The 21,455-nt window shown below is 40.7% G+C and carries 19 protein-coding genes; 4 read left to right on the forward strand and 15 right to left on the reverse strand.

The window, feature by feature from the left end; genetic code table 11:
- Positions 1 to 567: a hypothetical protein gene (locus DXC10_RS11560; protein WP_005816315.1), complete on the reverse strand. Its 567-nt coding sequence runs from the start codon at positions 565 to 567 to the stop codon at positions 1 to 3.
- Between DXC10_RS11560 and DXC10_RS11565 the strand changes: the two genes are divergently transcribed.
- Positions 561 to 812 (forward strand): hypothetical protein, encoded by a 252-nt coding sequence (locus DXC10_RS11565; RefSeq protein ID WP_225494525.1) that lies wholly within the window; start codon positions 561 to 563, stop codon positions 810 to 812. The genes DXC10_RS11560 and DXC10_RS11565 overlap by 7 nt on opposite strands.
- A gap of 306 nt (positions 813 to 1,118) precedes the next feature.
- Here DXC10_RS11565 and DXC10_RS11570 read toward each other — a convergent pair whose 3' ends face one another.
- The 6 genes from DXC10_RS11570 to DXC10_RS11595 form a co-directional block, all read right to left on the reverse strand.
- Positions 1,119 to 1,397 (reverse strand): plasmid partition protein ParG, encoded by a 279-nt coding sequence (locus DXC10_RS11570; RefSeq protein ID WP_005816317.1) that lies wholly within the window; start codon positions 1,395 to 1,397, stop codon positions 1,119 to 1,121.
- Positions 1,398 to 1,404: 7 nt separating this feature from the next.
- On the reverse strand, positions 1,405 to 2,160 hold the full coding sequence (locus DXC10_RS11575; protein WP_117713282.1) for a ParA family protein: 756 nt from the start codon (positions 2,158 to 2,160) through the stop codon (positions 1,405 to 1,407).
- A 119-nt stretch (positions 2,161 to 2,279) separates the two neighbouring features.
- Positions 2,280 to 2,705: a single-stranded DNA-binding protein gene (locus DXC10_RS11580; protein WP_005816321.1), complete on the reverse strand. Its 426-nt coding sequence runs from the start codon at positions 2,703 to 2,705 to the stop codon at positions 2,280 to 2,282.
- Between the two features lie 53 nt (positions 2,706 to 2,758).
- The gene (locus DXC10_RS11585; RefSeq protein WP_007837478.1) at positions 2,759 to 3,115 is read right to left on the reverse strand and encodes a helix-turn-helix domain-containing protein; all 357 of its coding nucleotides are present in this window, start codon (positions 3,113 to 3,115) and stop codon (positions 2,759 to 2,761) included.
- A gap of 47 nt (positions 3,116 to 3,162) precedes the next feature.
- A complete protein-coding gene (locus DXC10_RS11590; RefSeq protein WP_007837480.1) occupies positions 3,163 to 3,414 on the reverse strand; it encodes a hypothetical protein in 252 nt (83 codons plus the stop codon).
- Entirely contained in the window at positions 3,402 to 3,956 is a 555-nt protein-coding gene (locus DXC10_RS11595; protein ID WP_005816324.1) for a hypothetical protein, read from the reverse strand. Before DXC10_RS11595 ends, DXC10_RS11590 begins: the two co-directional genes overlap by 13 nt.
- 882 nt (positions 3,957 to 4,838) lie before the next feature.
- Here DXC10_RS11595 and DXC10_RS11600 point away from each other — a divergent pair.
- A complete protein-coding gene (locus tag DXC10_RS11600; RefSeq protein WP_224204806.1) occupies positions 4,839 to 5,153 on the forward strand; it encodes a hypothetical protein in 315 nt (104 codons plus the stop codon).
- 355 nt (positions 5,154 to 5,508) lie between these two features.
- On the opposite strand, the gene DXC10_RS11605 is transcribed toward DXC10_RS11600, so the two are convergent.
- The gene (locus DXC10_RS11605; protein ID WP_004319910.1) at positions 5,509 to 5,895 is read right to left on the reverse strand and encodes a single-stranded DNA-binding protein; all 387 of its coding nucleotides are present in this window, start codon (positions 5,893 to 5,895) and stop codon (positions 5,509 to 5,511) included.
- Between the two features lie 78 nt (positions 5,896 to 5,973).
- Between DXC10_RS11605 and DXC10_RS11610 the strand changes: the two genes are divergently transcribed.
- Positions 5,974 to 6,117 (forward strand): hypothetical protein, encoded by a 144-nt coding sequence (locus DXC10_RS11610; protein WP_007897403.1) that lies wholly within the window; start codon positions 5,974 to 5,976, stop codon positions 6,115 to 6,117.
- Positions 6,118 to 6,724: 607 nt separating this feature from the next.
- On the opposite strand, the gene DXC10_RS11620 is transcribed toward DXC10_RS11610, so the two are convergent.
- Both DXC10_RS11620 and DXC10_RS11625 read right to left on the reverse strand, forming a co-directional pair.
- Positions 6,725 to 6,907 carry a hypothetical protein gene (locus tag DXC10_RS11620; RefSeq protein WP_004319908.1) on the reverse strand — a complete coding sequence of 61 codons (183 nt, stop codon included), beginning with the start codon at positions 6,905 to 6,907 and terminating at the stop codon, positions 6,725 to 6,727.
- 15 nt (positions 6,908 to 6,922) lie between these two features.
- On the reverse strand, positions 6,923 to 7,507 hold the full coding sequence (locus DXC10_RS11625; protein WP_005816332.1) for a hypothetical protein: 585 nt from the start codon (positions 7,505 to 7,507) through the stop codon (positions 6,923 to 6,925).
- A 65-nt stretch (positions 7,508 to 7,572) separates the two neighbouring features.
- Between DXC10_RS11625 and DXC10_RS11630 the strand changes: the two genes are divergently transcribed.
- Positions 7,573 to 7,785 carry a hypothetical protein gene (locus DXC10_RS11630; RefSeq protein ID WP_007837487.1) on the forward strand — a complete coding sequence of 71 codons (213 nt, stop codon included), beginning with the start codon at positions 7,573 to 7,575 and terminating at the stop codon, positions 7,783 to 7,785.
- Positions 7,786 to 8,713: 928 nt separating this feature from the next.
- Here the strand turns inward: DXC10_RS11630 and DXC10_RS11635 are convergent.
- From DXC10_RS11635 to DXC10_RS11660, 5 genes are all read right to left on the reverse strand, one after another.
- Positions 8,714 to 12,004 (reverse strand): DUF499 domain-containing protein, encoded by a 3,291-nt coding sequence (locus DXC10_RS11635; protein ID WP_101543458.1) that lies wholly within the window; start codon positions 12,002 to 12,004, stop codon positions 8,714 to 8,716.
- A gap of 16 nt (positions 12,005 to 12,020) precedes the next feature.
- On the reverse strand, positions 12,021 to 15,047 hold the full coding sequence (locus DXC10_RS11640; protein WP_117737910.1) for a DUF1156 domain-containing protein: 3,027 nt from the start codon (positions 15,045 to 15,047) through the stop codon (positions 12,021 to 12,023).
- 12 nt (positions 15,048 to 15,059) lie between these two features.
- Positions 15,060 to 18,398 (reverse strand): helicase-related protein, encoded by a 3,339-nt coding sequence (locus DXC10_RS11645; RefSeq protein ID WP_233519925.1) that lies wholly within the window; start codon positions 18,396 to 18,398, stop codon positions 15,060 to 15,062.
- A 73-nt stretch (positions 18,399 to 18,471) separates the two neighbouring features.
- Entirely contained in the window at positions 18,472 to 18,681 is a 210-nt protein-coding gene (locus DXC10_RS11650) for a helix-turn-helix domain-containing protein (RefSeq protein WP_032540868.1), read from the reverse strand.
- A 1,305-nt stretch (positions 18,682 to 19,986) separates the two neighbouring features.
- Positions 19,987 to 21,150, reverse strand: coding sequence for an IS4 family transposase (locus tag DXC10_RS11660; protein ID WP_117737913.1), 1,164 nt, complete (start codon positions 21,148 to 21,150; stop codon positions 19,987 to 19,989).
- Between the last annotated feature and the right edge of the window lie 305 nt (positions 21,151 to 21,455).

Below are 21,455 nucleotides of genomic sequence, written 5' to 3' on the forward strand. Positions count from 1 at the left end.
TTACCTTACTTTATAATGTGTGCGTGCGAGGAACATACCGCCAATAACACATGCCCCGAGCCTTTCGAGTTGGTTGGCATACTTGGCATAGCTGAGACCCTTGGTTATCACATCGTCAAAGACCAACACCATTTTGTTGTCGAAGAACGGCTCATCAAACTCAACGACATTCGCCTTGCGGACTTCATCCTCGTTCTTGCGGTTATCGTGGATGGTCTTACGCTCTCCGCATACCCTCACGTGCTCGTAGCCGTTTTCCGCTCCTGTCAATTCACACACCCTGTGGCAGAAAGCCTTGTAGCGGAGTTCGTTGCTCTCGCTTGTGGATGCTGGAACGGGGGCGAAGACGATGTTCACGCAACCCTTGCCGTAGAGTGTCAGCATATTCTCTGCGGTGCGCTGCGCCACTTCCTCGTAGGCTCTTCCGTCCTTGAAGTCAAACACTAATTGTCTGTCGGCAATCTCCTTCTCACCCACATTGCGGATGCGTGCGGGATAGTATTTGCAGAACCAAGTCTGAGGCTTGTCTAACTGCTTTTGGATTTGATAGTCATTCTTGTGTGCCATTGCTCTTATGTTTTTTCTTCCCTTATTTCGGAGGCTTTTCCTGCCTGCCCAAGGGATATTTTTTGCTTTCCAAGAGTGATGGCGATCAAAAAGCCAAATCGGGAGCGAAAAATACGCTCTGCACGCAGAGGAAGATTTTTCGGTCAAATGCAATGGACGATTTGGTGTTTGAACAATCGCCAGCATTACCTTTGCAAAACAATATCCGCAGCGGCAAGGCAGGCGAAAAGAAATCTGTTATGTAAAAGAGGAAACGGGCGGGATGGCGTGGGGCGAAGCTGTATATGGGGAAGGACGATAGTTGATATGAGGGAAAAAGAGAAAATCTTGTAATAGGGAACGACATTGCCTTTTATCAGCATGGAGACAGTCCTACAAGCAGAGAAAACTATTGCCCTAAAAATGAGTTGGATAGTATTTTCTAAAAGTAGTATCGACTACGAATAGTATAATAGTCGAATAGTTTTTACTACCATACTACGGATAGTAAAGTCTGTTTATAGAAGAGATAGCGGTATCATCGTCTGTTCGGCGATGATACCGCGCGGCACTCATGTGTCATGCCGCTTTAGGTATTCTGTCATTGCCTCATTGACAATATCACGCAAGGACATCCCTTTCTTGATGGCGAGGTACTTCATCCTCGTGTGGATGCTCTTGTTGATAAGGAAATTGCAATGCACCGGCACTTCGGTAGTCTCAGAAACAGACACAGGTGGTGCTGGTGTAGTTTCTGTGACTATCTGCTCCTTACTCGGCTTCTTTGTGGAAGAAAGGAGTCCGTTGAGACCGCCTTTCATTCCCTCTTTCAACATACTGCTCTTGCTCATGGCTATGCTATTTTAAGTTTAACACTTCTTTTGCCAAAGACATATAATCACTGGCACCATTGGATTTGGGATTATACTCAAAGATAGTCTTGCCGTTGATGGGTGCTTCTGCCAAAGCCACATTATCACGGATGACGGTCTTGAAAACCTTCTCGTGAAAACTGTCATTGACGATTTCCCTCACGCTTCGGTTCAACGTCTTGCGGCGATCGAACTGGGTGATGACGATGCCGCCCACTTTAAGGTTGGAGTTGAGCCGCTCCTGAACGATGCGGATGATGTCCATCAACTTTGCCATACCTCTCATGGCAAGGTATTGCGCTTGAACAGGGATGATGATGTAGTCGGCTGCGGTGAGGGCATTCAAGGTCAGCAAGCCCAATGACGGTGGACAGTCGATGATGATGTAGTCGAAATGCTCTTTGGCGATGGCTTTGGTGATAAGTCCCTTCAAGATAAGCTCCCGTCCCGGCTCGCTGATAAGCTCTAACTCAGCCGCAGACAGGTCAAGGCATGAGGGTGAGACGGTGATGCCGTTGTGCAACTTGACCAACGGCAAGGTGTACTGTCCACACATTGCGCCATGGACTGTCTGTTCTTCCTCGATGGACAATCCCAAGGCTTCCGTGAGGTTGGCTTGTCCATCCATGTCAATAGCCAAGACGTTCTTCTTACTCAGTTGCAGAGCTGCCGCAAGGCTTACTGCGGTCGTACTTTTCCCTACACCACCCTTGTGATTTAATACTGCAATTATCTGTGTCATAACATGATACTACTATTAGTGAATACTACTTTACTATTCTACTACTGATAGTACATACTAACCATAGTAAAAGCGGATTTACTACGATTAGTACGTACTACTCTCAGTTGATACTACCCTCAGAAGGGAAGGTCTTCGCTCTTGTCCTGCGGTGCATCGGCTGGCGGTACGGGAGCCTCGCCCTCTGCCTTGGCTGCCTTGCGTGCCTTTGTTGCAGGTGTGTCGGTTGCATCCTTCTTCCCTGCATTGACAAAGGCGATGGAGTCAGCTATGATGCTATGCTGTATGTGGTTCTCTCCGTTGCGGTCTGTCCAAATGGAAGAAGTCAGTGTGCCTTCCACAAGCACCATACGACCCTTGGTGAGGTATTCAGCCAAACGGATATGGTTCTCCTTGCTGCTCTTCACCCTTACCCAAGTGGTGATTTGCTTGCCCTTACTGTAGTCGTCCACTGCGATGTCAACAGCCATGAATGTTCCGTGTGTACCTGTGATGACGCGGCAATCCTTTGCTCCGATGCGTCCGATAGTGTGAGTGTAAATCATAATGTGAAAATGTTATAGTGGCAAGTTGGTTAGACTTGCCGTTACCTTGTTATTTAAATGACTTTTCTTGTTGATTGAACATAAGCTATTGCTTCATTCATAATTTCTGCTCGTGACCTACTCTTGTTATCTTGCATCCACTCATCAATTTCAGATTTGAGGAACATGATACGTTTCCCCTTCTTATGGAATGGTATTTGTTTATTGCTTGTCCAACAATAGATTGTGTGTTCAACTGGATGGGTAGGGAGATACTCACTCAATTCGGAAACACTAAGCCATTCCAATCCCTTATCGGGCTGAATTTGAGTCATTAGTGTGGAAAACTTTTCTTCTAAAATCTCCAGCTTGTTTATTACTAATGACAATGCTGATGGCAAGTCATTAAAACTCAATATTTGCTTTTCCATATCAATATATGTGTGGCAAGTTGGTTAGGCTTGCCGTTACCTTGTTATTAATATCCTTTCTTCGTCTGCCTTGTATTGGCGACAAAAGACTTGTTGCTGCCTGTGAGACTGATAGAGCCGCAATTAACAAACTCTCCGTCGGAATAGACTCTGTACTTCTGTCCGCTTACCTCATGCTTCTGTTTGATGCGCTCTCGCATCCACTTCTTGGCTGCGGTCAATGAGCAAAAGGTCTCGCTCTCCTTGGTCGTCTCGTCATATACGATGCACTGGGTCATACATGCTCCTACTTCATCCATGCACCTATACTCGACGTGACATAGTCCAACTGACCGCCAAATATGTCGCTTGGCTCTATGTCGTATTGTCCATCCCTCACTTCCTTGTCCTCTCCAAGAAGCGACAAGTTTCCGTCGGCATCCAAACGTGCTGCGTCTATGACGATGTCACGAGGCTCGTCAAAGAGATAACCTGCCACGATGGGCTGCTCTCCCTCGAAATGCACCTCAAAGCCTCCGTCCACCTCCGTGCCGTACTTGCGAAGAGCCGCTTTCAGCTCGTCCTGCTCCCGGTGCTGCAATGCCTGGAGTTGTCCGTGGATAGTGAGGTCTTGCAGTTCTGCCTCTCGTTTGGTGTGGGTTGCCTCGCCGGTCTTGCAGTCGATGTCATACTTGTGGTAAACCACTGGGATATGGTCTGCCGATGTGACAAGCCATGTGATGTTGTTCACTGAGAAGCCCTGTCTGGTGAGGAACTCCTCGATGTCTGAGCCGAGAAGGTGGTCGGCTACGTCAAGATACTCGATGCGTGCGTCAGCATCATGCAGGATGATAATCTTCATTGCCTTTCTATTTTTAGTGATACAAATAAGTTTGTCGCCCATGTCGCTGGACTTGTTTAACTACGTTGAAGAAACTTACGCTCAGCATAGTGAATAAATTCCCTCTGCGTTCGCTTAACCGTTTCTTTCTCTTCCCTCCTTTCGAGACCTTTCAGCCTGTGGAGGGATATTTTCTGCTCCCACAAGCCGCAAGAAAAGACATAAAGACAAATTATGTGTGAAGAATACTCTTTTCCGAGGAAAAGGAAGATTGTTCACAGTCACAAGACCTCAAGCAGAATTTGACGATTGTCTCAGACGCGGCTAACTTTGCAGGAAATATGCCTACCACTGCGCTGATTGGAAGAAGATTATTGATATTGGCTGCAAGAGGAATGATGTGTTATATATAAAGAGGTAAGAAGAAAGATTGAAACAGTAAGGGTGGGCAGTGAAGTGTTTGCAGGTCTGCTGTACCGACATAAAGCGAGTGTGTTGGCTGACCGGGATGCAAGTCATCAAAGCTTCAGCCTTGATAGCTTGTAGCACGGACAGACAATTCTCTCGCGTCGGTACTTCGGCATACTGTCAGCTTTGGCTAATAGCAACGTGTTGCCATCAGCCAAGGATGTCTGTATGACGACAGACCATGTAACGCTTCGCAAAGGCGTGGGGCAAAGCAGTATAATTTAGAAGTAGATAGTAACGTATATCAGGCAAGAAGAGACAGTTGCGCAACGGACAAATCGGGCACTCCTGTCAGCATGACAAATGTGCCTTGTCCTTGCCGCAGGACACTGAGGCAGATTGGACGTAGCAGACATGTCTGCCACATTCAATATGCCTGAGTGGACAAGAACTGCCTCTTGTATAGCAGAAGAGAAATTGTAAAACAGTTGATTAGTGGTAAAGGTGGTATGGGTGGGCAGAATGGCATTACACGGACATTGCCGAAGCCCGATAATGGGACAGCCAGACAGCAATAAAGGCAGTTATCAGAAGTGTCAGTTTCTGATAGTGACATTGTTGGCTGCCTGTCACATGGGATTCGTGCGGTGTCCGTACAGTAATGCCGTTCTGAAGGTGTGGGGCGAAGCGATACAACGCACTTGGACGAAACCACCGCTTATAACAGAAAATATTTTGCAGTCAAAGAGAAGAAGAATAGTAAAGCAGGTGTGGGTGGGTAGTGAAGCTGTCGCAAGATTGACGGTCTGAATATCAAGGCGAGTGGATAGCCAGTAAAGGACACAATTATCAGAAGCCTCGGCTTCGGCATCTTGTGGCATAGATGGCAGTCCTCTCGCGTTCAGACCTTGGCATACTGTCTTTCTTGGCTAATAGCGACTTTGTCGCCATCAGCCGGGAATATCTGTATGCCAACCATCTTGGTGACGTTTCGCAAATGGTGAGGGACGAAGTGGTTAGAATAAAGGAAGACGGCGTTGCCGTTATGGTTAATAAATGCACATGGTTGTTATTAGAGAAGATTATCACACGCTATAACAGCAGATTGATGTCCCTGAGCAAAACAAAAGCGACCCGAAGGTCGCCTTGTTATGGAGAGGAAAGGCTATTTCTTGCCTTTCTTGGTTGCTGGCTTGGCCGGCTCTTCCGCAGGAGTCTCCTCCTTGTCGGGACACTCGTAGAACTTGGTTGCAACCATGATGATTCTGGAGTGCTTCACGCCATCCTTGTCTGTCCACTCCTCTGGCTTGAAGAAACCCTCGACGGTGAGCAACGTGCCCTTGGTGAGCTTGTCGAATGATTCGGTGTGCTCGTTCTTGCGCCATGCCTCCATATTCATGAAAGCCGATACGCGGTTGGTTTCCTCGCCGTTCTTCTCCTGACGGCCTACTGCCAATGAGAAGCGTGCTACGCTGGCGTTTGCGAACTGACGGATTTCTGCATCCTTACCTACGAAACCTGAAACTGTGAAGTTGTTCTCGATCTTTTTCATTTTGAATTGAATTTAAAAGTGAAACTTAATTTTTACATGCATTCAAAAGCAGGGATGTGGCACCATGTGGGAAGCACCATGAAAATCGTTCGCAATACTCTTTTTGTCGTTGGCGGTAAGGGAGAAAAAGGAAGATTACGCACTATTTTATTGGTCACAGCGATAGCGGCCACACAAGAAGGAGGAAGTCCTTCGCAGCATCACGCTACCTTTGCATGGTAAAAATAAGTGGCTTTCAAATAGCTCAATTCAGAAAAAGACGGGGCCAAACAATGGAACAAAGGTTGTAAGCAAGGAGGCAATCCGTATGCAACAGACAGGGGCACTGCTATGGCTGTATGCCTGGAGAAACGAAGCGGGAAATCCGACCTTACAGCTGTATCATCAGAAGAGTGAGGAGCATGAACACTGATGCACGATGAACGACAAGCCTAAGGGTCAGCTTAGCAATAGAGGCATCAAGCCAAAAGAGGACAGACATCAGAGGATTGGCGATAGCACTGTCATCATGCTAAGACCAAGTTCTGTGTCCGACAAGGAAGAGTCGCAAAAGACAGACGAGTAAAACCAAAAGGCGAAATGACCATTCCTATAACAAGGTACAGAGACGCTTAAAACGGCGAAGGGACTTTGGCGACGTATCGCTATACAGGTGTCGAAGCATCGCTTCTATAACAGGACTGGAGCAAGTGAGCAAACCGCACAACTTGCTCCCAAGGTATTTCAGTTACAACAGCCATAACCTCATTGGAGGATTGTCCTAAAAGAGTTTTTGCAGTCAAAGGAAGAAAGAGTCTGCAAGCCACATAGCCAACAGACTCTCTCCTGATTATTCACAGATGACAACATCATCCTTGTACTCCGTCACTTCCTTGCCGTTGATGAGCTGGACAATGACCTCACAACCCAAGTCCTCGACAATCGTTCCCTCTGTCTGACCTCTTCGGGGATAAAGCAAGGTGCAGAAACACCCTACAACGCCGTCCAACTGCTCCATGTCTATCGTTGCCATATCCGTTCCTCCTTGTTAGCCGAATGTGATTGGATTGATGCAGAAATTCGTGTCCTCTGCCTCATACTCGTATTCATTGATGAAGTCAATCATCTTCTGTTCGCTTCTTCCGTCCTGTGAGACACCAGTCTTCTCACACCACAACTTGATAGCATCACCAAAGGTGGAGTAAGCACCCTCACAATCCTCAAAGAGTTCTCCGTATGCAGTGACGTAGCACTCTTCGGGGAAGAAGTCGTTCTCATCGTGCGTATAGAAGATGTCGCAACCTGGCTCAACCTCTCGCCAACTGATTGAAAGTTCATCGCCAAGTGCCTTGTTCACCTCCTCAAAGAACAAGTCGCATGAAGACCAAGCACTTTCGGTGTCAAAGGACAAGAGGGCATAATCGTCTTCCACGTTCTCCTCATACTCTGCCCAATAGATGTGTCCTCTCACCGAGATGCCTTTCTTCTCGTAGTCAATGCCATAGTGTTCTGCCAAGAGATACAGATACACATTATTACTGTTCACCTCCAACTCTTGGAGTGTGTTCCAAAGGTCTGCCACGGCTTTGCGTGAGCCTGTCACCTTGTACTGAGTGTCGCAAATGTTAGCCATAAGATAAAATTTTTATTTTCTTCCCTTATGTAGAACCAACTACCATCGGGATTGATTAAAGAATTATGTTGCCCCAAAAGGTGTTATGGCTCATCAATGCAAGGTTTTGCCGTCAAATACTACCTCTGCCACAATCAGAGCGTGGAGATTTCACGGACAAACCACAGGCACCGACCTTGCAGGATGAACGCCATGACAGGTACCTTTGCAACACAATTCTTATCAAAGCCCGATGGGGTGGTACATGGCAGACTGCATGGTACAGCAGTGTGAAGTGACGTTATAGGTGGAGATAAGGCTATAAGAGGTTTTTGCAGTCAAAGGAGAAAAGAGTCCACAAAGTGCAGTATCTACAGGACAAAAACACTTTAGTTTACCTTGGTTAGCTCTTATATATATGCTAACCTAAAGTAAACTGTATATATGTCCGTCTAAAACCCGAAAACCGTACGGGTCAGCTTACGTCAGAAACAGAAGTATAGAACCATAGAAGTGGTTCAAGAAGTCTTTCTTCCTTTGACTGCAAAATATTATCTTTGCACGAATCATAATTGCCCTGTAGGATTTAATATAATTTAACACTCTTTGTTGAATGCAAGGAAGAACAGCTTCAATATGCTGAATATCAGTAGTATAACATTGTGTTAACCCTTAATCTGTAGAAAAGGATGTTATCATACAAAGTAATGTCCATTTGTACTTTTTCTATATGGTTTTATACTTACATTTGCATATCATTTGTATCTTGATAACAGTAACTAACTGATTATCAATATACTTTATATTTGAGGAGGTGAAGTAATATTTATAAAGAAATAAGTAGTATATAAAATAAAAAGCGGTAAATCATCGATTTACCGCTTTTTATTTTGTGTTTTTCCTCTGTTTATTATGTTATATTTATATATGTTTGCATTATATTTGTCACGCGCTTTAGTATGTGAAAATATGATTTTTAATTAACATCTTCATATATATATATATATATATTGAATTCTAATACTCACTTTGTTGTCTTTCTGGGTAATATTGAATAATCTATCTCTGCACGAATTGTATCTTTACTTGCGTTTTTACAATAAATATGATTGACTGGTAGATGCTTGTCCGGTTTTATTATTCATCCCTTAATTCCAAAGGGGTACAATAATAAGTAGCGAAAATAAAGTAAGAGTCACAGATTTCATGGCTCTTACTTTATTTATTCTATTCTTCTTCCAGATTGAGCCCTAATTGCATTGCCGATTCCTTTACTACTTTGTAAATTTGTGCCGATTCATCTAATGGATTTAAACTTGTGGTTTTAGCCTTAAAAGAGATTTCTATTTCCAAACCATTATTTTTGAGAGGAACAACAAAGCTGGAGAATAAATCGGTCCAACGCTCAACTGGTACTTTTCCAGAGACTTTAATGGATTTAAATTTCCGTAACTCGTCTACAGGTTGGGAGGGGGGGGTATGCTCCGATTTTTCTCCTGTGGGTGAATTCCAAGCACTTGACTGTTCATCGGTAGAACTTTCTTCAGATTTTGGTTGATTATTAATAGATTTATCCACTAACCAATATTGCGGATCGGTAACATCTAAGAATGGAACAGATTCATGATGATAAATGCGATTGTAGTTTCCTTGTTCACCACAAGCTACATTAAAATCACCATTCTCGCAATACTTTTGGATACTTTGACTGACAGTTTCCACTCCACAAATCATGGGTTTGTCATCAAATCGTAAAAAGGATTCATATAAGTCGTTAACTTGTATGGGTTGCTCTTTTGTAGGGTATAAGCCACTGCTGCGTAAAGTTCCGAGGCCAATTGACTTTTCAAGCAGCCATTCTTCTTCTTTTATATTGTTAAAAAGATTGCTACTTAGTTGCGTGTTAAAATCTTGTGCAAAATCTTTAATCTCGATTTTCTCTAGCCCCTCGCTTACAGAGTATTTACATACAATATTATAAGCGGAAATAAGTAAAGCATTTGCTTGCTTATCGTACTCGGCTTTACGCTCCAAAATATCTTTCTTCTGTTCTGGTTCTATCTGTCCACTATATTCAGCTTGTATTTTCGTACAAGCCAAATACTCGAGTAGCTTACTATGTAGCATACCTAAACCTATTTCAGAGCATGCCAAATATAATATAGTATTTCTGTATATTCGACTACTATTACCTTTATTTTGGGCTATTTGCTCAACTTGCTTTTTGGTTTTGGTATTTATACTTCCGGGTTGTGTTGCATATTCAGGGCCGAGTATCACCAATGTAAGGCTTTTTTGTTCAGGAATGTCATTGGCTGGATTAACCAGTACCTTGATTTTTGATACATTACGGGTTTGTACATTTAGTCGATTAATAATTTCCCCCGAAATATCCGCTTGGCTTATTTCAGCTTTAGCCTGATTTACCAAAATATTGATATTAGGTTTGGATTGAAACCAATAACTGCGTGAACCAACATTAGTGGAATAGAGATAATGAGCTACTTGTTCCAATTTGTTTAATGCACTATTTATTTCACTATGATTGAATGCACTAGGTTTCAAAATACATAGTTTTAGTTCTTCAATAGTCAATCCTTTGTTTTGCAAGTTGCCCAATGAAGCCATTAATATGGTAGTGGCTATACCTTGGGTCAAGTTATATTTACCGATATTGTTGTTAGGATCTTCGTTATCTATTTTATAAGCATTGCTTGAGGTACCTATAACATCGGCATGAATCACTGTTTCCCACTGACTTCCCATCAGGCTGGTTATAGTACCTGTCAATGTTGGCAGATTACTAAGGTTGACATCCGAGGTATGGATTAATGCTTGGGTACCGGTTAATGATCCCCGTCGTGTCCATAAATCCTTCACGATGGATGCTAATAATCGTAATACTCCACGAGTACGCTGGAAACGAGAATCCTGTCCCCATTTTAAACGAAACATATCAATCAATTCCGGATGGAAGGGATAAGATTTGCGCATCTTGTTAATATATTCCATGCGGTCGGCTTGATTGGGTAAATCGGAACGCCGATTATGATATGTATTCTTGTAACGGTTTAAAACAAGCTCTATCACTTGTGGATTCCCAATGTTGTCGAATAAACGACGGCGAACGACTTCAAATATTTCTTCATCTTCGACGGGTTTAATACTTGTTCCAACCCGGACAATACGGTTTTCTAAAGCAGTGAGTATCTGTTGCCCTATGGCTGATGAAGCAACTTCTGCTGCACTGCCGGGTAATGTGGCTATTAATACGCAGCGAGGTACGGAAGATACTATTTCAGTCAGTGTTTGCATAAAACCAATAGTCTGGTCAGATAGACTTCCTTTTCCTATCATGACTGCCGATGCTTTATTACAATAGTCCGCTAACTCATCAATTAGTATAAGAGCAGGAGCTGACTTTTCCAGGATAGGTCGGAATAAGTTGGCTGCCGGTGAAATTCGTTCTATGTCATTCTTTTTAATTAAGTTGTATCCTTCTAAACCTCCTAATTGATAAGCCAACTCTCCCCATAAAGTATAAATAGTGATTCCATTATCGGTGGTTCTGCCTTGTGATACATCAGTGGTGTTATTGGTAAACACTGCTACTTGCGCATTCTCAAACTGAGGAGCTACTTTACTATCTAAAATATGCTGAGTATAAGTTGAAGAGAGTAGAGATTTTCCAGCTTTTGTAATGTGGTATAAAGAGATCAACGTATGCGTTTTACCACCTCCGAATCCAGTCTGCAGGGAGATTACTCGGTTATCGGTTTCTTCACCATTCAACGCCCGAACAACCCGGTTGGCTATGTCACGCAATCCGGCTGTGATATAGGTCTTTTCAAAGAACATAGTCGGATTGCTATACACCTCTTGTCCGATGCCCATAGCCACTTCGCTAAGGTTTGCTGCAAAAACAGACTCATCCAGTGAGCCGTTGCGGATGTCATAATGAGGATATACATTCGTATACCAGGCCGGTAGAGGGGAGTTTTCAGAGAAAGAAACTGTAGAAGAAGTCTCTGTGATGATAGCTGTTTCTATTTGAATCGTTGGTTCATTACCTCTATTTTTTATTGTATCTATTTCTTTCACTAAATCAGGCATCTGAAGTAATTTGGCTACTAATTTCATTGTGCCAAAAGCTCTGTCTATCTCGTCTTCATCCAATGGCTGATAGTGGTTGCATTTATTACGTACTTCCTGTATCTCTTGCAGATAGCTGATAAGTTTATTTGCCTCCTTGCTACTTCCCAATTCATCGGTTAGCTCTTGTTTAAAGGCAATGGCAAAGCTTGAGAGATTGCTATAATCTACCAGTTGCTTACGGTCACTATCTGCGGATAGCGACTGAACAGCTTTATTCCAGGTATTTTGTTTGTCCGGTTTAAGACGTGCAAAGAGTACGCCTTCCCAAGGCTCATTCTTAAATTTCTCCAGTAAGAAACCCACGACGAACGGACGCATAGCTTCAATAAAAATACTGAGTGCTTTGGATAAATTATCATTCATAATCATTCTGTATTTATTAAAATCCTAAATTCATTTGTGTAGCCTGACCAGTTATATCCTTCTGGCAAGACTGTATTAACTCCTCACTATTAGCAAGCAAACCATTTACTTGTTTTAGGTCATCTCCATCGGATAGTAACTCTTTCAGAGAGGCCAATACGCGCCAAAAGCTATTATTTGTTTCGGAACCTACAAGCTTGATATGGCGCAGCAGTTTAGGGCGATTTTCCTTTGACCATAACATCATAGCTTGTTGTACTTGGTCTATTAATGGATCACTGATGTTAGTGCCTTGTATTTCACCTGTGATTCGCTCTATGTAAGAAGCTAAATGTTGCTTGTTTCCATTTTTAATAAGTAAATGATGATGGAATATGTCGCTAACATTTATATTCATGCCGATGCGTGTGAATTTGGCAGCATCATCAAAATCGGTTTCTCCCATGCCGTTCATTTGCAACCAGCCAATGTAAAATTTGGTATACTCATCTCCATCAAAACCTCTGAGTAAGGCATTGAAGGCAGCTGTTTTTGCAAGTTCTAAAAGTTCCGCTACAGTCACTTCGCTTCCATCGGCTTTCTCTACTTTTTCGTATTTGCCAAATTCACTTACTGCTTGTCCAAAGCAAGCTGTTAATAGATCGGCGCCGCGAAAACCTAACCCATAAAGTTTTTCTACCTCTTTATTAACTTTTTCTTCAATGGCTTGTTTCACTTGTTTGAAACTGCCATAACCAGAACGTTCGGAAGGACGACAGGAAACGGTTACAGAAGATTCAAGTGCGGCACTTGCCAGTCCCAAACTTCTATTTGCCATTTCAGTATCCATAGGCCAGCTGCCTGTTATGTTCATGCGGGCACTTAGAATAGAATTACACAACGTGGTCCATGCTTCTGTTGTTTGGTGAGCAAACATTATACTGACAATATCAGACGTTTGTTGTTCTATTGCATCAAATATATCTGTGAGTTTCTTTTCAAAGTATAATTTCGCTTCTTGTTCACTATTATTATGATGATGTTTTAGCGCAGTACACTCCTCTGACTTAGGTGTTTGCGGTGTTGAAAAGTTTAATGAATATGTGTCATTTAATGTTCGCTTAAGCCAAACGTAGAAAAAATCTGATATATCAGCATACGCAATCGCATCATAATAAGGAGGATCTGTAACCACAGCAGTTAACTGTTTACCTCCAAATTGGCTTTTTTCTCCACTTGATGCATTTTTTAAGTTGGTATAGAAAGAAGAATTACTTTCTGATTCTATGTATCGTAGTATCCATTCAAGCTGGTTTGTTGCACTTCCTGAACTGCTACAAAAAGGGTTAGATTCCGGATAGTCAAAAACCATGGCAATAGCTTGTCTGCTGAATGGATGTTCAATAGTTTCACGACCATTATGCCATCTTCCCAAAGATGTATTTACTACTGCAATTCGATCAATCCAGATTGCTAAGTAAGTGTAAAGAGCTTGAGTATATTGTGTAGGCTCTATTTTGTTTTTTAAAAGAGAGAAATTCTTTATAAATGCTTGGAGCATGAATAGTTGGCGGTTAGAAAACATGTCGCCATAAATTTCTATTCCCCATCCTGGAGTATTGAAATTTCTATTATTTTCAACAGCCATTCTATCTGTAGGCTTATATATATTTTCAGATTGCGGCTTAATGTATTCATTTTTACTTGATGATGTGTACAGCTTTCCACTATTCGTTTCAGAAATGATTGCTAATAAAACTTCTTTAGATGTTTTTACCTTAAACTGTTGTTTAACCTGATTTACAGTTGTAATGCTTCCACAGCAAGGGCAGGTCATGTTTCCCCGATTATTCCATCCTTCTTTTATTGAACAAATTCCTTCCTTAATTTCAAATTGAATATCTGTCCCATTAATGACAGGATTCAAATACACCTTCTTCGATGAAGTATTTGCCAAATAGAATTGCTTCAATAAAGGAACTTCGGCTTTACAACTTGGGTTAGAGCAAGTAGCAGTTCTTGCCCAATAGTAAGCGATTGGTTTGTTCCCATTTTCATCGGCAGGATATAAATATCCTACTTCCTTCTCTGTCATAGCTAACAATTGTTTGGCATAGTATTCTACATCAAAAGAAAGTCTGTTGGGAATATCTATAATGCCGTTGCTAATAGAAATTTCCTTGGCAATGAGCATATCTATACCCTCTTTCCCATAAATACGACGAAATTCCTCTTCTGTATATCGTATGGGCTTACCATATTTTTGTGGAAACTCTACACTTCCTTTTTCAATGATATGGGCAACCGGATTAATATCATTGCCATAGCTACGACATCCCAAACGTGCTACCTCTAAAGGTATAGCACCTCCACCCGCAAATGGATCGAACACACTTGGCATCTGCTTTTGAAAACAATCAATCGCAGTTTGTAGCGCAGCCTCCTTTTCTTTTATGATATCAGTTTCCAAATGACGGTTTATACAACTATAGAGATTGTTTTCAGCTTTTTCAATAGCTTGATAGGCAACATCAAATGATTGACTTAATGAAATGAAAGAAGCATCAGGATTCTGTCCTGCATTGTATGCAACCCAAATTAACTTTCTTGCTTTTGTCAAAACAGCCTTATCGTTCTTACTTTCCCATTTTATCAGGCAACCTTCACTTAACTGCTCTTTCGAAGCTGTATTTTTGCCTTTCAACATATTAGCTTGACAAACTGGAGAAAACTTTCCTATAAACATTAGCAAACGATTGCGCAGATTGTCCGGCATTGGATCGTATATGGCAGTATATGGAATATCCGGATAAGGAGCATAAAGTGGATCGTTTCCTAACAACTCCTGTATAGCATCTTTAAAAGCCTGCGGACATTGTTCATCCAATGGGTCTGGTACCAGACTGGCAAAGATTACAGCCCTGCACACAGGAAGTGGACGGCGTGCCCACCATAAATGTAAAGTAGAAATGTGCCCGTGACGAATAGATTTATCACGTACACTTTCAGCCGATATTTCTTTAATCGGCATAGCTACCTCTATTAGCTTTTTTGCTTTTGTCATATCTATGTTTTCTTATTTTTCAGTTTTATTTCTCCATTCATCCAGTGGCAGGTAGTATTGTACTCCTTTGTCTTTCCGTTCAAAGATTAGCTTCTTGGCTGGGTTTTGAATACGGTGCAATTGTGGTTTAGATTTGCAATTCACTACAATATAAAGCCATGCACTGTTTCCTAGTTGTGCCAACCGGTTCATTTCATTCTCCGACAGCATAACTCCATCGATCCCTGAACGCCCTTTGACCTCAATATACCGTTTAATATCCAACTTGTTGATGCTCCGGATATCATATCCTAAGTTTTGGCTGGAAACATCTTCCGCTTGCCATTCATTGGCTGCCTCATATTCGATAGCCATGTTCATAGCTATGGCTTCTACTTCATCGTCTCTTTTCATACCGTAATGTTGCTCATACTCCATTTGGCTGAGGGGGACGACATAAGCACATCCCAATATTTCCGGAGCTTTGGGATTTATTTGAACCATTTGCTCCATTTCGCGTATGCGTTCATCTTTTTTGCGGAGTAGTTCTGCTTTTCGTTCCATCTTATGCAGCAGCTTTTCCTGTATTTTTACATCTCCCAATAACACCTTACCTTGCAATTCATTAATCTCTATATCCAAATCCATGATAATCTGACTGAATGCAGTCTGCAAATATTCTTTCCGCTTTGCAGCATCTGATTCTACAATCTCTTGCGTAGAGGTGAACAGAGGTAAGGTGATATTCTCGAATGCCCATTCGGTGACTTCTTCATTACCTATAACAGCAGGAGGAGTGATTTGCTTGGCAAATTGAAGGGGTGCATGCAGATCCAGAAACTTGGCCGGTGAAGTTGCATGAAACACTCCATTATTAGTTTGATAGACAAAACTAAGCTGCTCATTAGCTATACTGTCGTCTCCTTTGTTAGGACGGTTATCTGTGATTTGATTTTTAACGTAAAAAGCAAAATAGTCTTCAGTATCTTCCGGTGAAACGAGAATCGTACCTTTCAGCATTTCGTCTCTGAAAGAATCGCGCACACAATCAATGAGTGCATCAAACAAAGCATTACCCGGATTGATATAGTGTACCTTACCCAATATGGCATTGGTGTTCTGATAGTCCAGGAATATGTGCTTATCGAAACAGAACAATAATTTATTGATATTTTCAGCATAGATGTTATAATCATCTTTTAGACGTTTGGAAAGTACATCCGGAATATTTTCTATTTGATAAATTCCGTCATGTATCATCCTATATTTGCCTCCTAAATAGCTGAAAGTCCTTTCAAAAAACAGACGAATATAAATCGGTTGCAATCGTTTCTCGTCAGAGTGTTCTTTGAGAATACGAGCATCTTTATAATCGACTTCACTATGAGCGATTACTTTTTGTTGTTCTTCTATCTTATTCCGGAATACTTTCTCAATGATGATTTCATCCTGTTCTATAAACTGATCAAAAGAAGATTCTTTTCCATCAAAAACGGAAGTTATAATAGCATCCAGACTAACATCCTTCAGTACATCTTGAATAACATCATAAACGCGGTCATCACCCATGCTTTGACGAATAATATCCAACTTTATCAGTAAACGGGACAATACTTGCCCTTCCCGCGTGTTGTCCGCCACCATATTGAAGACCAGTACATCATTCTTCTGTCCATAGCGGTGGATACGTCCCATGCGTTGCTCTAAGCGATTAGGGTTCCAAGGGATATCCCAATTTATTAGCAATCTACAAAATTGAAGATTGATACCTTCGCCAGCAGCATCGGTCGCAATGAGTATTTGGGTTTCGGGAGACATGAAATCCCATTGTGCCTGGCGGCGTTCATCGACAGATAAGCCTCCATGAATGACTGCTACCTTATAGCCGTTGTTACTTAAACGTTCTCTCAAATAGAGCAATGTGTCCTTGTGCTCTGTGAAAATAACCAGTTTTTCACCATTGATAACTCCCTGACTTTTCAAGAGCTCTTTTAGCTCAATGTATTTCTTTTCTTCTTGATTTTGATTGTACAGGTTGTTCGCCATCTCATAAAGACGTTTCACTTCTTGAGCTTCGGTCTGTATCTCTGCTAAACTTTTTGAAGTGGTGAACAGTTTGAATTTTCGAGGGTCAGATAGGATACCATCCAACGCATCCCGTTCATCGTCTTCCAGGTCATCGTATTGGTCGATGCTATCCACATCCAGTTCTTCTAACTTCTGACGTTGTTTCCATATGTTAGGATTCTTGCCTACTTCATCCACTATGCCTTGTAACGCAATCCAACGTTTGTATAATGTGTTTTTGATGGCAAAAATAGAACTGACTAATCGTCGTTGCATTACAGCCAAAGCCAAAGATACATGAATGTTCCTTGTTTCGGCTGCTTCTTCTTTCTGCTTGGTCAGATAGTTGGTAACATTGTCATAGAGTCGCTTCTCTTCTGGTGTCAATTGAAAAGATACTGTTCTGGTATATCGATCCTTGTATAGATTGTTGCCATTCCAGTCTTTCATGTCCTCCTTTAATCGGCGTATGAAAAACTTATTCAGCCCATCTTTACTTAATTCTTTTACTCTGTCGGCAGCAATATCCTCTGTTGCAAAGATATCTTCGTCTAATAATTGAAGAAGTTTTTTGAACGTATCAGTTCTTCCTCTATGTGGGGTAGCTGTCAACAGCAAGATATGTTCACATTGTTGAGAAAGTAAGTGTGCAGCTTCATATCGCTTTGACTTATATGTTTTTTGCCCATATTCATAAGCCGATAGCTTATGAGCTTCATCAAAGATGACTATATCCCAGTTTGTATTGCTGACAATGTTCAACACATCCTCCCGACAAATGAAATCAATAGAAGCTACCACTTTATTTGCCGAACGAAAAATGGTAGGGTCAGCATTAAATATGCTTCTATTGACAAGCGTAAACGGAATATTAAATTTTACTCCCATTTCATCTTCTTGCCATTGTTTGGTCAGGCCGCCTGGGGTGATAATAAGTATACGCTCAATGATCTTTCGCATTAATAGTTCCTTTAATAATAAGCCTGCCATAATTGTTTTTCCTGCACCTGTATCATCTGCCAGCAGAAAACGTATCTTAGGTTGGGGAAGCAAAAATTTGTATACGGCTTCTACTTGGTGGGGTAGTGGATCTACAACACTACAATTGATGGCAAATAGAGGATCAAATTGATAAGCAGAATTTATTCTTTCTGCTTCTGCAAATAATACAAATTTATCGGGATCGCCTTTGAAATTGAACTCTCCATCAGATGTCAATACTTCTAAAGAACTGAACTGTTCTTCTGTAATCACCTTGGAACTGCTTTTATTCGTATTTACTCCTGTAAATTTGAGCGAATACATAGTTCCTAATTTCTGTATTTTGTTAACAACAACAGCTTCTGTTGGTATTAGATTCTTTATTATATTGCCGACTTCAATCATTGTTAGAGGATTTTATAAGATCTTTTACGTCCATTTGAAGGACTTCTGCTATCTGAAATAAGACTTCCAAACTGGGCTGTCTTCTATTGCAAACATAAGAATTGACAATACAGAAACTTTTTCCAAGTTTTTCTGCCAGCCAGGTTTGTTTGATACCTTTTTCTTCAAGCACTTCTTTTATCCGATTCATAGGTTTGTCCATCACAAAATTCTTAATTGTTAAACAAAGATATAAAACAATCTGCTATAAAAAGAGAAAAGAGGATGATTATTTCTCTTGGGAGGGTAAAAAGAGGTGGTAAAGTGTCTACTTAATATCCTTATTTCATGGTATCACAGGTCTGATATACTATCTATTGGGATTAGAAAACTCTTTATACGAAAATAACGATATATTCAGCTGCAAAGTGTAATATCCATCTAATAGATAGGGTCACTTCGATGTTGAAAGTTGTGACGGATGAGTAGAGAATTAGCCACGAACTGACGAATAAGGAAATGAATACATAAAGACACAATGAAACAATAAAACAATAAACTGACGGACAGGGAGAATTAACGACGGGTGGCTTTGCCAGTTAATCAGATTGTAGTGTCGAAATAGGTAGAGATGAATTATAATCAGGGAATGGAACAAAGAATAGCCATATTTACTTTTATTTTGTATAACTTGGGTATAACAGAATTTATTGAAGAAATACCCTCGGATGTTACTTGCGTCTTAAATGCATCCTATCAGTGTCTTTCTAAGATATTTATTTCCATGTATTACCTTTCGGGATTTAATTTTATCGGCACTTTCTTCATTACGAGCCTAAATCCCTGCTAAGAGACTAATGCGGAAGCCGTGAGAGATAATTTCATATCCACTTTGCGTTCTGCAATAATAGTAGTAGCTGACCAATGTTTGCCCTAGGGGATTGTTTGTAAGTTATTTTGAAAAGTACTTATTGCTAAGCTTATTAATTTTCAATAGGCATTCTACCTTGTGTATCTTTGCTGAATCGATTTCCATCTTCAACAGCCGTATTACCTCCCCACCCGTTTCATTGACAATTCCGATTAGTGCATCTTTTATAATATCCGGTTCAACACGGTTAAGAGTACGTCTATGTATCTGTTCTAATAATACTTCGGGATCTGTCACGCCATTAAGTATACACTCTAATGTCTTTTTATAACTTTTTGAATCTGTTATTACACCATTGTAGACAGACATTCAACTTGGTAAATTTATAGACAAATTTTTTGTTTAAGTCGAATATCCACGGTCATACTGACAAAGGTGCTGAATTCCCGTTACTCTTCCTGCCAGGAAGTTGTTTGATAAAATATGAATTCTCTAACTTTTTTGAAAAATAACTTTCAAGAACTCGCCAAATAGACATCCGATAGACTCTGGTACTTTTTATTGCAACTTCGCCTATTGCATTTTCAATTAATAAATTACGAAATTTATCTAATTTGCTAGTTAAGATTATTAGTGTCCCATTAAAATTGGGACGAATTAAAAATTAAATAAACTTGGCCCATTTGGTCTGAATCGTTCTTTGTCCTTTTGAAATTTAGTTTTATCAAAGAGGTCTCTCAGATGAGTCTTATCAGTCAATGAGATGCTCAGTATTTGTAATACTTCATATGTACTTCTGTCCAGCTGCATATCGTGTTGAATGATTGCCACCAAACAGTAAGCGCATATAGCAGCATATATCTGTATTCGAACAGCATTCTCTGTAGTTCCCCAAAATCTTTTGATTTTAAGGTGCTGCTTGAGCCATTTGAAAAACAGCTCTACCTGCCAGCGATTTTTATAAAGTTCAGCAACTTGAAGCGCAGATATATGCATCGCATTGGTTATGAATGTAAACTCTCGTTCTTGTTCTTCATCCCAATATTTAACCAGTCTAAGTGGCTCTGGGTAATATTGTTTAGGATAGAATCCAGTCAGAAGTACACTTGCGTCTGAAAGCACATTCTTAGGCAGCCTACGTTTCCATTGGATGGATTTGTATTGAAAATTCTTTTTTGCTCTGACAACAAAGTAGGCTTCAATTTGATGAATTTTATACAGCATTTTGAAGTTGTTATAACCGCGGTCAAAGATGTAATAAGAACTTGATTCATAGGGAATTTCAATCATAACTTTAGAATCATGTATGGATGCTTCCGTGATATAAAAGAATGCAGGAATCTGTGTTTCCACATCATATAATGTATGCACTTTGATACCACCTTTCTTTTTGCGGAATTTTGTCCACCAAAAGACTGAAAGGCACAGGTCAATAGTTGTCGAATCGAAAGCATAAACGTTACCGCCAAGTTTGAAAATATGATTAGCACACTTTTGTCGTGCTTCGCTAACCAGGTAGTAAGCATATTCTTCAAAGATGTGATAATCTCTATCTTGATTTGCTCTTGCCAGCGATGATTTTGATACATTTTTACCCATTCCTAAATGATAACATTTGGAATGATGAGCTTCAAGGGCAACTATCAAATTTCGCAGACTTTCACGATTAGAAAGTTGACCAAACATCAAAGCATGTAGTTGATTCCAACAGGTGAAGTGCTTCACATATTTATCACCAACATACTTGGTGACTATGCGGTTAAACTTACTTCGATTCAGAAATGAAGCCAATTGAGCGAAAACGTATTTGTCTTGGAACATATGCTATCGGATTAATCTGATGCAAAGCTATAAATTCAAGTCCGTTCGCTCGAAAAATCGCTGTAACTAACTAAATTTCAAATATTTCAAAGAACTCTTTTAGATTTTAATGGGACAGCAATGTAGTGTAATATATTAGAAACCATTATAGAATAAATAAGTCTATAAAATTGATTTATTGGAATTTACAGGAGTCGAACAGTTGCCGATATTGCGATATACTTATCAAATATTTATCCCATTATTGTCACGTGTGTCGTATAAGTGATTGATAATCAGATATTGTTACTTTTGAGGAAGTAAGT

It is taken from the genome of Bacteroides sp. OM08-11, assembly GCF_003438665.1.
Classification (GTDB): Bacteria; Bacteroidota; Bacteroidia; order Bacteroidales; family Bacteroidaceae; genus Bacteroides; species Bacteroides cutis.